At 44.5% G+C, this 16,142-nt stretch carries 19 protein-coding genes and 3 rRNA genes; 14 read left to right on the plus strand and 8 right to left on the minus strand.

The features are described 5' to 3' along the window. Nucleotides 1–181: 181 nt before the first annotated feature. Nucleotides 182–1,624, minus strand: coding sequence for a Fe-S cluster assembly protein SufB (sufB, locus tag QT979_RS02840; protein WP_333103299.1), 1,443 nt, complete (start codon nucleotides 1,622–1,624; stop codon nucleotides 182–184). Between the two features lie 188 nt (nucleotides 1,625–1,812). Here sufB and sufR point away from each other — a divergent pair, with 188 nt between their 5' ends. The 9 genes from sufR (at nucleotide 1,813) to QT979_RS02885 (ending at nucleotide 5,781) form a co-directional block, all read left to right on the plus strand. Continuing rightward, complete coding sequence (gene sufR, locus QT979_RS02845; RefSeq protein ID WP_333051990.1) at nucleotides 1,813–2,511, plus strand: iron-sulfur cluster biosynthesis transcriptional regulator SufR; 699 nt, start codon at nucleotides 1,813–1,815, stop codon at nucleotides 2,509–2,511. Nucleotides 2,512–2,629: 118 nt separating this feature from the next. Beyond that, nucleotides 2,630–3,037: a hypothetical protein gene (locus tag QT979_RS02850; RefSeq protein ID WP_333308034.1), complete on the plus strand. Its 408-nt coding sequence runs from the start codon at nucleotides 2,630–2,632 to the stop codon at nucleotides 3,035–3,037. Between the two features lie 195 nt (nucleotides 3,038–3,232). Further along, nucleotides 3,233–3,349: ribosomal RNA gene (rrf, locus tag QT979_RS02855) — 5S ribosomal RNA — on the plus strand. 394 nt (nucleotides 3,350–3,743) lie between these two features. Beyond that, a 5S ribosomal RNA gene (gene rrf / locus QT979_RS02860) occupies nucleotides 3,744–3,860 on the plus strand. Between the two features lie 182 nt (nucleotides 3,861–4,042). After that, nucleotides 4,043–4,300: a hypothetical protein gene (locus tag QT979_RS02865; RefSeq protein WP_333308036.1), complete on the plus strand. Its 258-nt coding sequence runs from the start codon at nucleotides 4,043–4,045 to the stop codon at nucleotides 4,298–4,300. Between the two features lie 102 nt (nucleotides 4,301–4,402). Further along, nucleotides 4,403–4,519 (plus strand): 5S ribosomal RNA (gene rrf / locus QT979_RS02870). A 323-nt stretch (nucleotides 4,520–4,842) separates the two neighbouring features. Next, entirely contained in the window at nucleotides 4,843–5,097 is a 255-nt protein-coding gene (locus QT979_RS02875) for a DUF4258 domain-containing protein (protein WP_333215475.1), read from the plus strand. Between the two features lie 11 nt (nucleotides 5,098–5,108). Further along, on the plus strand, nucleotides 5,109–5,327 hold the full coding sequence (locus QT979_RS02880; RefSeq protein WP_106332875.1) for a DUF2283 domain-containing protein: 219 nt from the start codon (nucleotides 5,109–5,111) through the stop codon (nucleotides 5,325–5,327). Nucleotides 5,328–5,379: 52 nt separating this feature from the next. Then, nucleotides 5,380–5,781, plus strand: a complete 402-nt coding sequence (locus QT979_RS02885; protein ID WP_333308038.1) for a transcriptional regulator — start codon at nucleotides 5,380–5,382, stop codon at nucleotides 5,779–5,781. A 126-nt stretch (nucleotides 5,782–5,907) separates the two neighbouring features. Here the strand turns inward: QT979_RS02885 and QT979_RS02890 are convergent, their stop codons facing one another. From QT979_RS02890 to vapB, 3 genes are all read right to left on the minus strand, one after another. Continuing rightward, entirely contained in the window at nucleotides 5,908–6,576 is a 669-nt protein-coding gene (locus tag QT979_RS02890) for a hypothetical protein (protein WP_333215479.1), read from the minus strand. Nucleotides 6,577–6,867: 291 nt separating this feature from the next. Then, the gene (locus QT979_RS02895; protein WP_333308040.1) at nucleotides 6,868–7,254 is read right to left on the minus strand and encodes a type II toxin-antitoxin system VapC family toxin; all 387 of its coding nucleotides are present in this window, start codon (nucleotides 7,252–7,254) and stop codon (nucleotides 6,868–6,870) included. 2 nt (nucleotides 7,255–7,256) lie between these two features. Continuing rightward, complete coding sequence (vapB, locus tag QT979_RS02900) at nucleotides 7,257–7,472, minus strand: type II toxin-antitoxin system VapB family antitoxin (protein WP_333215483.1); 216 nt, start codon at nucleotides 7,470–7,472, stop codon at nucleotides 7,257–7,259. Nucleotides 7,473–7,683: 211 nt separating this feature from the next. On the opposite strand from vapB, the gene nadC reads away from it, so the two are divergent. Further along, nucleotides 7,684–8,547 (plus strand): carboxylating nicotinate-nucleotide diphosphorylase, encoded by an 864-nt coding sequence (nadC, locus tag QT979_RS02905; RefSeq protein ID WP_333308042.1) that lies wholly within the window; start codon nucleotides 7,684–7,686, stop codon nucleotides 8,545–8,547. Nucleotides 8,548–8,739: 192 nt separating this feature from the next. On the opposite strand, the gene QT979_RS02910 is transcribed toward nadC, so the two are convergent. Beyond that, nucleotides 8,740–9,768 (minus strand): C39 family peptidase, encoded by a 1,029-nt coding sequence (locus tag QT979_RS02910; RefSeq protein ID WP_333308043.1) that lies wholly within the window; start codon nucleotides 9,766–9,768, stop codon nucleotides 8,740–8,742. 489 nt (nucleotides 9,769–10,257) lie between these two features. Further along, a complete protein-coding gene (locus tag QT979_RS02915) occupies nucleotides 10,258–11,586 on the minus strand; it encodes a pitrilysin family protein (protein WP_333308045.1) in 1,329 nt (442 codons plus the stop codon). Nucleotides 11,587–11,827: 241 nt separating this feature from the next. Between QT979_RS02915 and QT979_RS02920 the strand changes: the two genes are divergently transcribed. The 4 genes from QT979_RS02920 (at nucleotide 11,828) to QT979_RS02935 (ending at nucleotide 14,255) form a co-directional block, all read left to right on the plus strand. Next, a complete protein-coding gene (locus QT979_RS02920; protein ID WP_333160813.1) occupies nucleotides 11,828–12,685 on the plus strand; it encodes an ABC transporter permease in 858 nt (285 codons plus the stop codon). Between the two features lie 386 nt (nucleotides 12,686–13,071). Next, the gene (locus QT979_RS02925) at nucleotides 13,072–13,281 is read left to right on the plus strand and encodes a DUF2997 domain-containing protein (protein ID WP_015176940.1); all 210 of its coding nucleotides are present in this window, start codon (nucleotides 13,072–13,074) and stop codon (nucleotides 13,279–13,281) included. Nucleotides 13,282–13,320: 39 nt separating this feature from the next. Then, nucleotides 13,321–13,707 (plus strand): DUF1257 domain-containing protein, encoded by a 387-nt coding sequence (locus QT979_RS02930; RefSeq protein ID WP_242716193.1) that lies wholly within the window; start codon nucleotides 13,321–13,323, stop codon nucleotides 13,705–13,707. A gap of 77 nt (nucleotides 13,708–13,784) precedes the next feature. After that, entirely contained in the window at nucleotides 13,785–14,255 is a 471-nt protein-coding gene (locus QT979_RS02935) for a ferredoxin (protein WP_333215491.1), read from the plus strand. A gap of 94 nt (nucleotides 14,256–14,349) precedes the next feature. Here the strand turns inward: QT979_RS02935 and QT979_RS02940 are convergent, their stop codons facing one another. Together QT979_RS02940 and QT979_RS02945 are read right to left on the minus strand one after the other, a co-directional pair. After that, nucleotides 14,350–14,631 carry a YiaA/YiaB family inner membrane protein gene (locus QT979_RS02940; RefSeq protein WP_333036187.1) on the minus strand — a complete coding sequence of 94 codons (282 nt, stop codon included), beginning with the start codon at nucleotides 14,629–14,631 and terminating at the stop codon, nucleotides 14,350–14,352. Nucleotides 14,632–14,992: 361 nt separating this feature from the next. Then, nucleotides 14,993–16,072: a hypothetical protein gene (locus QT979_RS02945; protein ID WP_333308047.1), complete on the minus strand. Its 1,080-nt coding sequence runs from the start codon at nucleotides 16,070–16,072 to the stop codon at nucleotides 14,993–14,995. Nucleotides 16,073–16,142: the final 70 nt, after the last annotated feature.

The following is a 16,142-nucleotide window of genomic DNA, read 5'->3' on the forward strand; positions in this document are numbered from 1 at the left end:
GGGGGGGACAAGAGTGTTCTTAAAGTACCCCTTAATAAGGAAGGGGGGACACAAGAAGTCTTCTCAAAGTCCCCCTTTTTAAGGGGGATCTAGACTCGAATAAAAGCGACATTTATTATGGCTTGCAGTCTTAAGTTGTCACCGCTGGACTCGGCCTGGAAGGGTTTCTTGCGCGCGAAAATTATCCGACACTTCCTTCTAGCTTCAGACTCAACAGCTTATCAGCTTCCGCCGCAAATTCCATCGGTAACTGATTGAAAACATCTTTACAGAAACCGCTAATCATCATCGAAATAGCATTTTCGGCGGAAATTCCCCGCTGTGCGAAGAAGAACAATTGCTCTTCCCCAATTTTAGAAGTAGAAGCTTCGTGTTCCACTTTAGCAGTGTGGTTCTGCACTTGAATATAAGGGAAAGTATTCGCCTGAGCGTTATCCCCAATCAGCATCGAATCGCACTGAGAGTAATTTCGAGAGCCTTTAGCATTGGGCCCCATTTTCACCAAGCCGCGATAGCTGTTGGATGAATTTCCCGCCGAAATTCCCTTAGAAATAATCGTGCTGCGAGTGTTTTTGCCAACGTGGATCATTTTGGTACCGGTGTCAGCTTGCTGCTTGTTATTTGTCAGCGCTACGGAGTAAAATTCGCCCACCGAGTTGTCGCCGACTAACACGCAACTGGGATATTTCCAAGTAATCGCGGAACCGGTTTCTACTTGTGTCCAAGAAATCTTAGAATTGACTCCTTGACACAAACCCCGTTTCGTCACGAAGTTGTAAATGCCGCCTTTGCCGTTGGCGTCGCCAGCGTACCAGTTTTGCACTGTGGAGTATTTGATATCCGCATTGTCCATTGTTACCAATTCCACGACAGCCGCGTGCAGTTGATTAGTGTCAAACATCGGGGCGGTGCAGCCTTCTAGGTAAGACACTGAGCTGTTTTCTTCTGCAACAATTAGGGTGCGCTCGAACTGGCCGGAATCTCCGTTGTTGATGCGGAAATAGGTTGACAATTCCATTGGGCATTTGACGCCTTTGGGAATGTAAACAAAGGAACCGTCGCTGAATACGGCGGAGTTGAGGGCTGCGAAAAAGTTATCGCCGACTGGTACGACGCTGCCGAGATATTTTTCTATTAATTCGGGATAATCTTTGACGGCTTCTGAAATGGAACAGAAAATAACACCATCTTTGGCTAACTTTTCTCTAAATGTTGTGGCAATTGAAACGCTGTCGAAAACGGCATCGACGGCAACATTTCCGAGCCGTTTTTGTTCGGAGAGGGGAATGCCTAGTTTCTCGAAGGTTTCTAGCAGTGTCGGGTCTACTTCGTCCAAACTGTTGAGCTTTTTGGGCTTTTGTTTGGGCGCGGAATAGTAGATAATTTGTTGGTAGTCGATCGCGGGATAGTTGACGTGGGGCCAGGTGGGCTCAGTCATTGTCAGCCACTTCCGGTATGCTTTGAGGCGGAATTGCAGCATGAATTCCGGTTCGTTTTTCTTGGCGGAAATCAGGCGGACTACATCTTCGCTCAAGCCGCGGGGGATGGTGTCTGACTCGATGTCGGTGACGAAACCGTATTTATACGGCTGGTTGACTAAGGTTTTGACTGTGGTAGAACTCATTATTTTGCGTGTTCAGTGTTCTAGATAATGCTCTCTGGATGGCAGACGGGGCAATGCCTGTCTGGGCTTGAGCGAGTTCTGCTGGACTGCTCTGGGAAGTTAAACAACAATTTTGTTGCTTTACTATATTTTAAGCTACATTAACAATAGTGATATTGTCAAAGTCAAATTAATAATTTTTTGTGAAGATGATGGAGACTACTCAGCAGACTTCCACGAAACAAGACATCCTGCAATATTTGCTCAAGGGGGGGCAGGGGACGGCTCTTGAGTTGGCGGAGTCTTTGGATATCAGTCCGCAGGCGATTCGCCGTCACTTGAAGGATTTGGAAGCGGAGGGGCTGATTCAGTATCAGTCGGTTCAGGCTGGGATGGGGCGGCCGCAGCACATTTATGAGCTTACCAGTCAGGGGCGCGATCGATTCCCGAATCGTTATGGTGATTTTGCTGTCTCTTTTCTGGATACGTTGGCGGAAACCGTCGGCCGCGAGCAAGTGATTACTATCTTGCAAAAACAGTGGCAGCGCAAGGCGACGGAGTATCGGCGGCTGGTGGGTGCGGGTTCGCTGCAAGAGAGGGTGACTAAGTTAATGGAACTCCGCAGGGCTGAAGGTTATATGGCTGAGTGTTATCCTGTAGAATCGGTAGAGGTTGGGATCTGCGATCGCACTGGTTTGGGCGATCGATTTGTGTTGATGGAACACAATTGCGCGATTTCTAATGTTGCTGAAACTTTTCCGAGTGTCTGCGGTAATGAGTTGGAAATGTTTGCAGCGGTTTTGCCGGATTGTATTGTGGAGCGAACTCACTGGATTATTGATGGGGAACACCGCTGCGGTTATTTGATTGCCAGAAGGAAGGAAGAAGTTCGGCAACGGATTTTGTAACGGATGTAACGGATGTCACGCATGGAAGTTCGACAACGGATGAGTGTAACGGATGTCACGGATGTCACGGATGTCACGGATTACCGATTACCGATTAGCAATTACTAATTTTTAATATATGGAACCGCTAGCAGATTTTTTAAAGCCGGAAGAGTGCGCCGAAGTTGATATGGCGCTGCTGTCGTCGAAGGAAAAGTTTTCGGCGCGGCTGGCAATTTATGCTTTGAGGGTGCTCAAGCAAATTGCTGGGGAGACTGGGAAGCCGGTGGCTGAGGTGACTAATGGGCAGGTGATGGATTGGATTAAGAATGATGAGAGTATTAAAGGGTCGATCGAACTTGATGCGAGTTTTGAAAACTTTTTTACGAATTTGGTGGTGGCGTCTTTGCGGCCTTTGAGGCAAATTGCGACAGAAGCCGAGCTCCCGATAGAACAATTAACAGTTAAGCAGGTCGTGGCGTGGTTTGTGAAGGACGGGAAGATTCGCAGAGAGCAGGGAACCGAGGCGGCGTTTTTGGATTTGTGAGTTAAAGGTCGAGCGGCCCACCCCCAAACCAGGCCTCAAACCCCTATAATTCCAGCGGTTTCGGGCGATCAAAAAAAACTTTTGACAAAGGGGTTGACAGCCTGGGGAAAACTTGATAAGGTAATTAAGTCGAGCGAAAGAGATGCAGCGCATCAAACTAAACGCAGACACAGGATTAAAAGTTTTCAAAGCTTTCCTGGTGCTTATGATGTAATGGAACCACTCCGATCCATCCCGAACTCGGTTGTTAAACGTTGCTATGGCGAAGATACTCGGCGGGTCACTGCCCGGTAAAATAGCTCAGTGCCAGGTTAATAATAAATTAAAGCTCTTTTCCCGCAACAACGGAAAAGGGCTTTAGTTTTTTGGTGAGTTATTAAGCATCTATACCACAGCAAGTCTTGCGCCCTTTGTAGAAATCTCAATATTCTCTACCAGGAACAGATTTTGGGTCGATCGAACTTGATTCGAGTTTTGAAAACTTTTTTACGAATTTGGTAATTGCGTCTTTGCGGCATGAGAGGCAAATTGCGACAGAAGCTCCGCTATTGGAGGCTGTTTCGGGCGAGCAAAAAAACTTTTGACAAAGGGGTTGACAGACCGGGGAAAACTTGATAAGGTAATTAAGTCGAGCGAAAGAGATGCAGCGCATCAAGCTTAAAATTAAGCTAAACGCAGACACAGGATTAAAAGTTTTCAAAGCTTTCCTGGTGCTTATGATGTAATGGAACCACTCCGATCCATCCCGAACTCGGTTGTTAAACGTTGCTATGGCGAAGATACTCGGCGGGTCACTGCCCGGTAAAATAGCTCAGTGCCAGGTTAATAATAAATTAAAGCTCTTTTCCCGCAACAACGGAAAAGGGCTTTAGTTTTTTGGTGAGTTATTAAGCATCTATACCACAGCAAGTCTTGCGCCCTTTGTAGAAATCTCAATATTCTCTACCAGGAACAGATTTTGGGTCGATCGAACTTGATTCGAGTTTTGAAAACTTTTTTACGAATTTGGTAATTGCGTCTTTGCGGCCGTTGAGGCAAATTGCGACAGAATCTGAAAGCGCGATCGAACAATTAACAGTTAAGCAGGTTGTGGTGTGGTTTGTGAAGGATGGGAAGATTCGCACCAGGGAACCGAGGCGGCTTTTTTGGACTTGTGAGTTAAAGGTCGATCGGCCCCACTGGCAAATAATACGTCGAACTCGGCTATTGGGGGCTGTTTCGGGCGATCGAAAAAAAGTTTTGACAAAGGGGTTGACAGACTAGGGAAAACTTGATAAGGTAATTAAGTCGAGCGAAAGAGATGCAGCGCATCAAGCTTAGAATTAAGCTAAACGCAGACACAGGATTAAAAGTTTTCAAAGCTTTCCTGGTGCTTATGATGTAATGGAACCACTCCGATCCATCCCGAACTCGGTTGTTAAACGTTGCTATGGCGAAGATACTCGGCGGGTCACTGCCCGGTAAAATAGCTCAGTGCCAGGTTAATAATAAATTAAAGCTCTTTTCCCGCAACAACGGAAAAGGGCTTTAGTTTTTTGGTGAGTTATTAGTCATTCTCTTTATGGCTTAGCGGTTGAAACCGCTGCTAAACAAACGAAGTCCGCCTCCGCGGACTAAAGAATAAAGAGGTTATTAAATCAGGATTTGGTATCATCTCCTGCAAGTATCGCTGATGAACTAGCTCTTGCACAACCATCCGCCTTGGACTAAAGTTAGTTTATGGACTTAGTTTTTTAAGAGCATGGAAACTGTAAATATCCATGTGAATTAGGAGTTTAAAATTTTAATTTATTGGACAAGAAATAGTGAAACCTATTAGATTAACTAATCATGCCCAGGAACAAGCGATTGAAAGAGGTACTAATGAAGCCGAAATTATTGATACCATTATGACAGGTAATCGACAACTTGCTAAAAATGGTAGGTACAAATATCAAGCTACTTTTCAGTATAATAATGATTGGCAGGATAAGTTCTATTCTCTCAAGAAAGTAGTACCTATTGTTGCCGAGACTGATACTGAGTTAGTTGTTATCACAGTGTATACATTTTATTTTTGAGGTAAAAGTTTATGAAGATTAGTTATGATTCCGAAATTGATGCTCTCTACATTAGACTTGTAGAAGGTAAGCATCAGTGTCGTACTTTACAGTTAACTGACGAAATCGCTTTAAATATTGGGGAAAATGAGTTATTGGTAGGGATAGAAGTTTTAGATGCTACACAGGTTTTAGGTAGTGGAAATGTACCTAATGTAGTGCTAGAAAATATAGCTTTTACTGTAGCTTAAATAGGGAAATCAATCGCTACCTGTGTAAATATAAGTAAGGATGAGTGGAAAAATGATCCGTACTTTTGATGATGCAAAATCTTATACAGATTTACTTGTTCGGTATCAACCAAAACCGATCGCAAATGAAGCAGAAAACGAGGCCGCGATCGCTCTCGCTTGCGAACTGGAACACCGCCCTATGCGATCGCTGGAGGAAGAGCTATTTCTGGAGCTTTTGATAACGCTGATTGAAAAATTTGAATCTGAAAATTATCCAATTCCTGCAGGAAATGCTGCTTCAATGTTGCAACATTTAATGGATGCGAGAAATTTGGACAAATCTGATTTGATTCCTGTTTTAGGAACGGAAACAGAGGTTGATAAAGTTTTTGTTAGCGGAAGGGCGATCGAAATAGATGAAGCCAGAAAATTAGCCGATTTTTTCCAAGTTGATATTAGTTTGTTTCTTTAAGGGCGAGCTGCTACTTGTTGAGTAGGAGTTGCTGATATTCGCTCTCCTGCTGATTAATCATTTGTTTTAAGCGTTCGTGATCGATTTAAGTGATAACTAAGGTGATCGCTACCTGTGCAAGTAATTTTATTTCCTAAGCTCTCCAAACTTAACCTTTTTAAGGTGTTCATATCTATTCTGCAATTCTCGAAATTTATTTTCAATCAAGGGATGAATTCTTTCAGGAAATGGCTCATTCAGGTCAATTGGGTTAAATCTTTGAAGTTCCTTTATAGAACGGATTGTTTTATAAATTGCAACGTGCTTGATATACTTCAGCAACTCATTTATCAACTCTTTGCTGTCATTGGAATTTTCTGCTAAATGTATTTTAGATTCTATAATCTCAACTATTTCTTGGTGATTCTTAAGGATGAACTCTTTTTCTATAGCTTCACTTGCAGATTCGGGTAAAACATTTTTTTCAGCGCTCAAAGACTTTATTCGTTTCCACATTACATTATCTTTTTCTAATCTTAAATATATAGGCCAGTAAAACTCGGAAATCTGTCTTTCTATAAGTTCCAGTTCTGCATTGTATTGGGCTATAGCAATCTGATCTTCTAATATAGAGATTTGTTGCTTTTGTTGATTTTCAAGTTCAGCAATTAATTGTCTCTGGTGATATTTTTCGTTAGTCTCGTTCTTAAATATCTCGAATCTTTTATTGAGCCAATAACCTGCTGCTAAAACGATACCGCCAATTAAAACTTTGTCAATAACTAATTCAATTATTTTGTCAGAAAGCTCCACCATTTAATGATTCTCCTTTAGGAATGCTTCACACTTGAATAATTTAACTCCATAAACCAAAAGCTTCCGCCTACTTGAGCCTTGCTGCCCACAGATAGCCTTCTTAACTAAGCCCCCAGCTCAAAGGTCTAACTATTAATCCATACTCATCTATAGCAAGTCTATTTGAGTCGTGAATGTAAAACAACCTGAAACGCTTGTGATGATTGAATCGATTGTTTACAAATCAAATGGTTTTGCTATAGTCCATTAAAGCACAAATACCCAATGTCAGCAACAGAATACCTGCCGCAGCTATGACCATAACCGCTGAAGGTCATAGGCATCAAAAGCCACATCGCGACTAACCAAAACAAGGGAACGATTAATCGCCTGTGCTACCAAAATGCGATCGAAAGGATCTCGATGATGCAGCGGCAAGTTAAGATAGCACTCTGTATCAGAGAATGTGATAGGCAAAACCTCTATTTTTAATTGTTGCAACACTTCCTCTAACTCAGAGAATGAGTTTTGCAAGCTAAGTTTTCCTAAACCAAGCTTAATGGAAATTTCCCATAAGCTGGCGATACTCAACCTGAGAGCGTTACTTGGATCTTCAATAATTTCTCCTGCTTGAGAACTTAATTGTTTACTGTCTTCCAAGTACCAGAGAAAAGTATGGGTATCCAGTAGAATATTCATGTTTACATATAATCCTTTAAATCTTCAAGAGGTTCATCAAAATCATCAGACATCCAGATTTTACCTTTCCAAATACCAAGTCCGCCTCGCTTTGTCGGCTTTTCTTGGGTTGAGTTTTTAGCCTGCTTTTCAATCAAAAACTCAATGTAATGAAGCACTTCTGTCTGAAGAGACTCAGGGAGTTCTGCTAATTTTTCTAAAATGACTGGCTGTATCATGATTTCTTCTCGCGATCGATACCCATCTACTCCATTAAAGCACTAACACCCAAAGTCAGCAACAGAATACCCCATTATCTAGCCCGATCGCCCTCACTCTACCCAAATCCCGATCGCACTAACACCATCATAATTGTGCAACTTGCCTAAAATTACCCGATCGACTATTGTTCCTAGTAGATATCATCTTGATATAACAACCGACAAAAACATGACAGCAATATTACCGCCTTGGATAGTTTTAGACTCCCTATTGCACAACTGGCTACTAGAAGATATCGGTAGGGGCGATCGCACAACATCGGCCTTATTTCCCGCAAACAGCATCCAGGGTACAGCTAAATGGATTGTCAAAGAAGCTGGAGTCATTGCCGGATTGCCAATTGCCGATCGCACATTTAAACTTTTAGACAGCAGCCTCAGTTTCATCCCCCAAGTACCAGAAGGGAAACTGTGCGAAAAAGGAGAAGTAATCGCCGAGATTTCCGGCAATTTCGATGCGCTGCTAACCGGAGAAAGAGTAGCATTAAACTTGGCAATGCGTTTGAGCGGCATCGCTACTTTGACTCAGAAATATGTTGACAAAATTGCCGATTTGCCCGTGCAATTAGTGGATACGCGCAAGACAACGCCCGGATTGAGATTGTTGGAAAAATACGCAACTCAAGTCGGCGGTGCTAGCAATCACCGGATGGGATTAGATGACGCGGTGATGATTAAAGACAATCACATTGCGGCGGCTGGGGGAATTGCAGAGGCGATTGCCCTAATTCGCAATTCTATCCCCTATCCGCTGACGATCGAAGTCGAAACAGAAACTCTGGCTGAGGTAGAGACAGCTTTGCAGCACAAGGCGGATATTATCATGTTAGATAATATGTCCTTTGATTTGATGCGGCAGGCTGTGGCAATAATTCGCGAAAAGAGCGATCGGGTAAAAATTGAAGCTTCCGGCAATGTTACTTTAGAAACAATTAGAAGTGTAGCCGAAACCGGAGTTGACTATATTTCTACCAGTGCTCCGATTACGCGATCGACTTGGCTGGATTTGAGCATGAAAATTAATAGTCATTAGTCATTAGTCAGCAGTCATTAGTGAGAGAAAATATGGCTAATACCAAATCAGGATTTAATACCCATTTTACTCTTTAGCCCCCTTCTGCTCGGATTTCGTGGACTCTTAAGCGATTTGAATCGCCGAAAAATTCAAGAGGCAACTTATCTCTTAGCTAATGACTAATGACTAAGGACTAATGACTCTTAACGATTACTTAGAGATAAAATGAACCCAAAAATTCCCGTCAGGCATACACACGCTGCGGATTAAGCGATAGGGATAGTGCAAGTAGGCACCGCTGACACTTGTATCGTAGCCACTTCCTAACCACTCACCATAGGGATCGTGGACGAAGAATCCCTCGCTGTCGTAGCCTGATGCAACTATAATGTGACCGAAAGACGTAAAGTATCCGTGGATGACAGCGGGATTTCCGGTGGCGAGCCAATCTTGAACGTCATCAATAGTTGCATTCTCGGTAAAGAAATCTTGAGCGCCGTAATCTCTAACAATCTTTGCTAAATCGTAGGGGTCCCAGCGACTGTAACCTTTGGCGATCGCATATTCGTAAAGTTCGTCTTCATATTGCCCGGTTTGTTTGCGCCGTGGCACCCTCAAAAAGTCCATACACATCGCTAATGAAGTTACATTGCAAGAACCTGTAGGATTATTCAAGTTATCCAGTTGCGATAGATAAGGAATGCCAAGCCTGACCGTTGGAGGATTCGGTTTGGGATAAAACAGAACGCTGTCTTGAGTAACTTGAGCGTGTGCTCCGAAAACATACCAAATTCCTGAATCTTTGAAAGACTCGTTGCGGAGAGCAACTCTGATGTGACCGCGAGCCGGGGCAAAAGCCAAGATTTCAAACTCTTTTCCGGCTGGTATTACTTGTTTTTCCGAGTCCTGAAGTTGAGAAGACGCCAGCGGTTTTGATTTAAAAATAGTGTCTCTGAGCGTTTTCAGGATCAGGGGATGTGTGGGAATCTCCTCTGGTTTGGTTTCAATCAGCTTTTTGGCTGTGACTGCTCCCAAAAAACCCGCTTCGCCGCACTTCATCAGAGTTTGAAATCGGTGGAGGGTGGCGGTAGAGAGAGGGCCAAAAATTCCGTCTACGGGAGGCTTCAGTAAACCCAGGTCAATGAGGCGGCTTTGAATTTGGGCACTGAGTTCGTCGTCTGCAGCAATTGCTTTGGCATCGTACCTAATGTTTGAGTTGAGAAAGTTTTGTAATTTCATGCTTGCGTGCCCCTGTCAATCGATTTTAGATTTTAGATTTTAGATTTTAGAATTACGATGCCGATCAATCCGGTTTTCCGAGACTACATTGCTGAGTCGTCAATAATTCCCCGTTTATCGTCTCATAAAATTACGGTAATTTTGCCGCTCACTCGATTTTAGATTTTAGATTTTAGATTTTAGATTTTAGATTTTAAATTTTAGATCGCCGATAAACCCGGTTTCCCTCGACTAAATTGCTTGCTCGTCAAAAATTCCCAGTTTATCGTCTCCTAAAATTACGGTAATTTTGCCGATCGCACGTACCTTAAAGGCTTCATATTAATTATTTGATACAAAACCTTCAAGGCGCGGGCCGATCGAATTTCACGCACTATTGACTAAAAATCCCTCGTGCGAGTTGACATTGTTTCTGCCGAATCCCGAATGCTGTTGGATGCCTCAAAAGCAGAGGGATGGCAGAATTTCCCTGTTGAGGCGAAGTCAGATTTATGCTTCGTCGGGGCGAATTACCACAACACCCATTGCGTCGGGAGAGAGATATTTGACGGCGGCTTCTCGGAGATCCTCGGCAGTCTGAGCTTGGATGCAAGCGGCATAGTTGAGGGCGGGAGCGATATCTCCTACCATCGACTGATAGTAACCGTACAAACTTGCTCGATCGCTCGGAGTTTCGTTACCAAAGATAAACCGATTTGCTACTTGAGTGCGGATGCGGGAAATTTCGGCATCTGTCACCAGTTCGGTTTGGAGAGTGCGGATGTGTTGGACGATCGCAGCTTCCACTGCTGCCAAGTTTTCTGTCGGTAGTTGAGCGGAAATGGAGAAGATGCCACCGAGTCGCTGAGTCATGTTGCTGACCGAAATTGACGAAACTAGCCCTTTTTCTTCGCGCAAATCATGAACCAAGCGAGTTGTGCGGCCGTGACCCAATATTGTCGCCAAAACGTCGAGGGCATAAGTTTCGGACATTTCCATGAAACCTGGCACGCGCCACATCACGATCAGTCGGGCTTGCTGAAGGGCAGAGTCTACAAATTCGCGGCGGACTGTTTCTGTAAATGGAGATTCTTGGCCGTAGTTCAGGATTTCGGGTTCTGGGTGAAATTTGCCGACAGCAGGCACATTTATTTTGTTGTTTTGTGCTGTACTTTTTGCTGCAAAACTGTCTGCGACAATTTCTATTAGTTGCTCGACTGGCAAATTGCCGACAGCTACGGCTGTCATGGCCCCTGGGTGATATCTGCTGCTGTGGAAATCCCGCATTTGTTGGGCTGTCAACTGTTCGATTACCGCAGTCGGGCCGAGTACCGGTCGCTTGTAGGGCAAAACTTCAAATGCTAATTCCATCGATCGCTGATAGGTGCGGCGGCGGGGATTGTCTTCGGATCGTCTAATTTCTTCTAAGACTACCAGCCGTTCGCGATCGAAGGCGTCGTCGGGAATGCTGGCGTTGAGCAACACATCGACTTGCAGGGGAGCTAGTTCGGCAAAATCTTTAGGAGCTGTGGTGATGTAATAGTTAGTGTAATCTTGGCTGGTGGCAGCATTGGTGACAGCGCCACGCTGTTCGATCGCGCGCTCAAATTCTCCACTGGGAATGCTCGGAGTTCCCTTAAAAATCATGTGTTCTAAAAAGTGAGCCATGCCGTTAATGTCGTCTGGTTCGACGGCTGAGCCTAAATTGAGCCACACGCTGAGGTTAACAGCATCGACCGGCAAGTGTTCGGCTATAACGGTGAGGCCGTTGGGGAAATGGCGGATTGTTGGGGCGTTGAGGGGCGATCGGGCTGAGGTTTTGAGCAGGGTTGATGTCATTTGGCTTTTAAATTGATCTTGTTCTCTATATCTTAAAGGGTCTTTAAGGAAGAGCTCAGGCATTGGGCATTGGGGCAAAAAATGCGACTTTGGGTATGGAGGGTAATGCACGCACCGAGTTTTTCGTATCCCTAGAGCAAGTCCTGTTAACGTATTTCTGCGAGCGCGATCGTTAATTTATCCTAATAGTTGCCCAAGTCCTCAGTTTTTTTGGTGACAGCATTCGATGGAAAATCGAAGATTGAATAACAACTTAGTATTTCCACAAGCAGCTTTTCAACGATTTTGGCGATCAACTTCGGGGAAAATCGGCTTAATTTTGACTCTAGCGCTGATGATATCGGCACTGTTAGCCCCCGTACTTGCTCCTTACGATCCGGCGGTCGATCGAGATTATTTGTCGCGCTTAGTGGCTCCTAGCGCTAAGCATTGGTTGGGCACCGACGGTTTGGGGCGAGATTTGTTAGTGCGGGTGTGGCACGGATTGGGAATATCTTTACTCGTCAGCCTGGTTTCTGTGGGTGTGGGTTTAATTTTGGGAGCGCTTTTGGGGCTGGTGGCCGGGTATTTTCGGGGGTTGCTGGAAATTGCGATCGGCACTTTGGCGGATATTTTGCTAGCTTTTCCTTCGATTTTACTGGCGATCGGCGTTGTTACGGTCACCGGGCCGAGCCTGCAAAGCGTAATTATCGCCGTCAGCCTCGTGCAAATTCCGATTTACATCCGTTTAACTCGCAGTATGGTGCTGTCTCTGCGGGAACAAGAATTTGTTTTGGCTGTCAAGGCCTTGGGCGCCAGCGACTTGCGGATTATTTTTCGCCACATTTTGCCGGGAAGTCTGGCGCCTCTAGTTGTACAAGCAACTCTTTCTACTGGTACGGCGACACTAGAAGCTGCTGGTTTGGGTTTTTTGGGTTTGGGCGCACAGCCGCCGGTTCCTGAGTTGGGGACGATGCTTTCGGATGCTTTTAAGGGCGGATACGCTCTTTCTTCTCCTTGGACGATCGTGTTTCCAGGTTTGCTGATTACCTTGACTGTTCTTGGTTTCAACCTTTTGGGCGATGGCCTGCGAGACGTTTTAGATCCCAGAGGGAATTAGAGAGGGAGTGGGGGAATTTATACTTTTTCGTTTTGCCTTCTGCCTTTTACCTTCTGCCTTCTTCCCTCTGCGCCCTCTGCGCCCTCTGCGGTTCATCCCCTCTTCCTTCCTCCTCCCTCTAAAATCTAAAATCTAAAATCTAAAATCTAAAATCGACCGACTTGACTGCTGTCACGATCTACGCGAAACTTTACATACAACTGATGTATTGCTTCTACCTATTAATAAGTTCTGTTAAGTTGTGACTCAAAACCTATCAATTAGTCAAAATTGATATAGCGCTTTGTCAGTCAGCCAACTCTCAAGAAGCTACTTCAGGAGGCATCGTCCCTGGCTTGCTGGTGTCGGTGTCTGTTCTCAATATTCCTATTCAGTCAGCCCGCATTATGGAAACACTAGAGTTTGTGATCTATCCAGATGGCCGCGTACAGGAAACCGTCACCGGCATTGTCGGTGCTTCCTGTGCTGAGGTAACGGCTGCAATTGAAGCTCAGCTCGGCGTGGTGCTTCATCAAGAGTCAACATCTGAATATTTCACGCAAGCGCTGCATCAGTCAGCCGAAGCGACCGCCCAAGTGGCTTTTAGCGATTGGTAATTTTTTTGTTGAGTTCACTTAAATTTTTTTGGAACCACCATGTCACATTTTAGCCAAATTAAGACCCAGATCCGCAATTTGAATTCTTTGGAAGCTGCTTTAACTGACTTGGGTATTGACTGGAAGTCTGGCCCAACTGAGGTGCGTGGCTATCGCGGCTTAACCAGCACCGCTGAGGTCGTGATTGAGCAAAAAAACGGCTACGACGTAGGTTTTAGCTGGAACGGGACTGAGTATGAATTGGTGGCTGACTTGCAATTTTGGCAGCAAGCTTGGTCTGTAGACCGTTTTCTGAATAAGGTGACTCAGCGCTACGCTTACCATACTGTGGTGAATGAAAGCGCTAAGCAGGGTTTCCAAATTTCTGAGCAAAAGCAAAATCAAGACGGTTCGCTCCGCTTGGTGGTGCAACGCTGGTGCGCTTAATAATTTTTCGAGATTTTTGCAATCTTGTTTCATCAAAGTCCGCCTGCGCGGACTTATTTACTATTGTGGGGGTCTAAATGTCTGAGCTTTCTGGACTCGGAATAGATACAGCAATCGATCGCTCTGGTTTAGAGCCGGAGTTGGGGGGATTTTTGCGGGATGCGCCCGATCGCTCTGGTTTGGAACCGGAGTTGGGCGGGGTGTTGCGCCAAAAAGGTGTCTATGTTGATGAAATTACCTGCATTGGCTGCAAGCACTGCGCTCACGTTGCTCGCAATACTTTTTATATTGAACCGGATTACGGTCGATCGCGCGTAGTTCGACAAGACGGGGATTCTGAAGAGTTGATTGCTGAGGCGATCGACACTTGTCCGGTGAATTGCATTCACTGGGTTGATTACACCGAACTCAAGAATCTGGAAGAAGAACGCAAGGATCAGGTGATTCCTGTCGTTGGTTTTCCGGTGGATTTTGCGATGGTTAAGGCCGGTATTCGCCAGCGACAAAAGAATAAGTTGGGCGATCGTAAGTTCAAAGGTAGCCATTGAAATCCCCAATTCACATCCGCAGCTTGAAACCTGTGGCTCAAACAACAAAAACAGCCCGCGCGGGCTGTTTTTTGTATACATTATATAGTCAAATTTATTTGAGAGGATGGTGCTCAGCGAGAATTTTCTCAACTCTAGCTTCGTCGATTCTGGCAGTTAATGTTGTTGCCTCGTTGTTATCGCGAATGGTTTTTGCTAAAGTAAAAGACGAGCCGACTGAAAAAGTTAAACCCATACCCATAAAAGCTTTTTGCCAGGGGTCTACCTGTAAATAAATGATACCTACAGTAGTTGCGGAAAGGGCAAGAATAAAAGAAACCCAGCACTGAAGTATCCAAGCATTAGTATCTTTTTGGCGTATGATTTGTTTCTGCATAGTGCCTCGAAGTCAAATATATCTTTTGGTTGATTAACTTAAAGAATAGATAGCGTGAGTGAAGCGGTCAGGAGAGGAAGGGACAGTTTCGATAAGTGAACAGTGCGATCGGGCTTTTTACTAAAAATTAGAACGCTGTAGATAGGGTTTAAGGCTCAAGGAAGACAGGGTGGGAGTAGACAGTTGGAAAACTCCACTAAGGAAAGCTAGTTTTTTCTCAAAATAGCGTAAGGTGCGCCGGGCGGCACCTTACTTCTCCCACTCCGCCTCCGCTGACGAGAATTTGACTTTTGAGCGGTTTCAAGCCCCGACTCTTATCTACTTGGTTTGTGTAGCCCCGGTTTAAACCGCCGAGTTAGATCTACTTATTTTTCTGCTGAGTCTTCGCTTGTTCGATCGCAATTTCCCTCACTGCTTGGAAAGAACTCAAATTCGATGAACCCTCAATCGCCTTCACCGCCAAATCTTGAACCTGTTTCAAAGCAGAATCCAGTTGTTTCGACAAGCTAGCAAGGCGCGCATCTTGATTTTGAATTGTCTGCAACATCCCTTGAATTTGCAGTTCATAATTTTGCTTTTGCCCTTCGATATCTTTAGCAGACAAATCCGCCTTAACTTTAGCTTGATAATTGCCAATATTGCGGCCGTTATCTTTCCCGTTCTTGATATTAGCTTCCAGTTCTTTCGGGAAAGCTTCTACCTTCGCTTTAACCTCAGCATAAAGTTTTTCTCGTTCCGAAATAGATTTTTCGCGTTCCGCCCACTGTTTCTCCTGTTCTTGCTGAAACTCTTCGATTTCTTGATACAGCCTTTTCTGGCGCTGTTGGTATTCTTCGATGTCCAGATTTCGCTGAAGATTCAACTCATAATCATACAACTCTTCATCCCGCTGGCGAGCTTTTTGGTGATGCTCATTGCGTTCTTTAATAGCCAACTTGTGGAGTTCCTGCTCTTTTTCCCAAGCTTGTCGGCGTTCCAACAATTCCTGTTCAACAGTTTCGCGCTGTTCGCTGAGTTCGCCAGCAAAAGTTTTCGCGCTTTCTTCGTACTGTTGAATTAAATTGTCCAGCGTATCCTCTGCAACATCTTCTAAACTGTGCAACTCTTGCAGTTGTTGAATTTCCTCACCCACTGTGCGCCGCAATTCTTCGACTTTAGCAGCTTCCGAAGTTAATTTTTCCGACAACTCGCTGACAGCACCACCAAAGCCAAATTGCAGCAAAATCAAATTGTCGATTGTAGACTGCATTTTTTGTGAATTTTGAGTTAAAGCCATTGATTTTTGTGCCTCCCCAATAGGTTTTTCGGGGACTGATGTTTGCTTTTGGGAAGCGTTTAGCTGTTGGATTTGCAATTCTAACTGCGCTTTTTCTTGCGCTGCTTCCTTGTACGCTTCTAAGATTTCCGCCTTGGTGCTTTTGTCGCTAACTTTTTTGTTCATGACTTTTCATTTCTTAATAAGGTGGAAAATTTATGTCATTTTTTCGTAAGGTGTGTATTGCACACCCTAC

This window comes from Microcoleus sp. w2-18bC1, from assembly GCF_036700365.1.
Taxonomy (GTDB): Bacteria; Cyanobacteriota; Cyanobacteriia; order Cyanobacteriales; family Microcoleaceae; genus Microcoleus.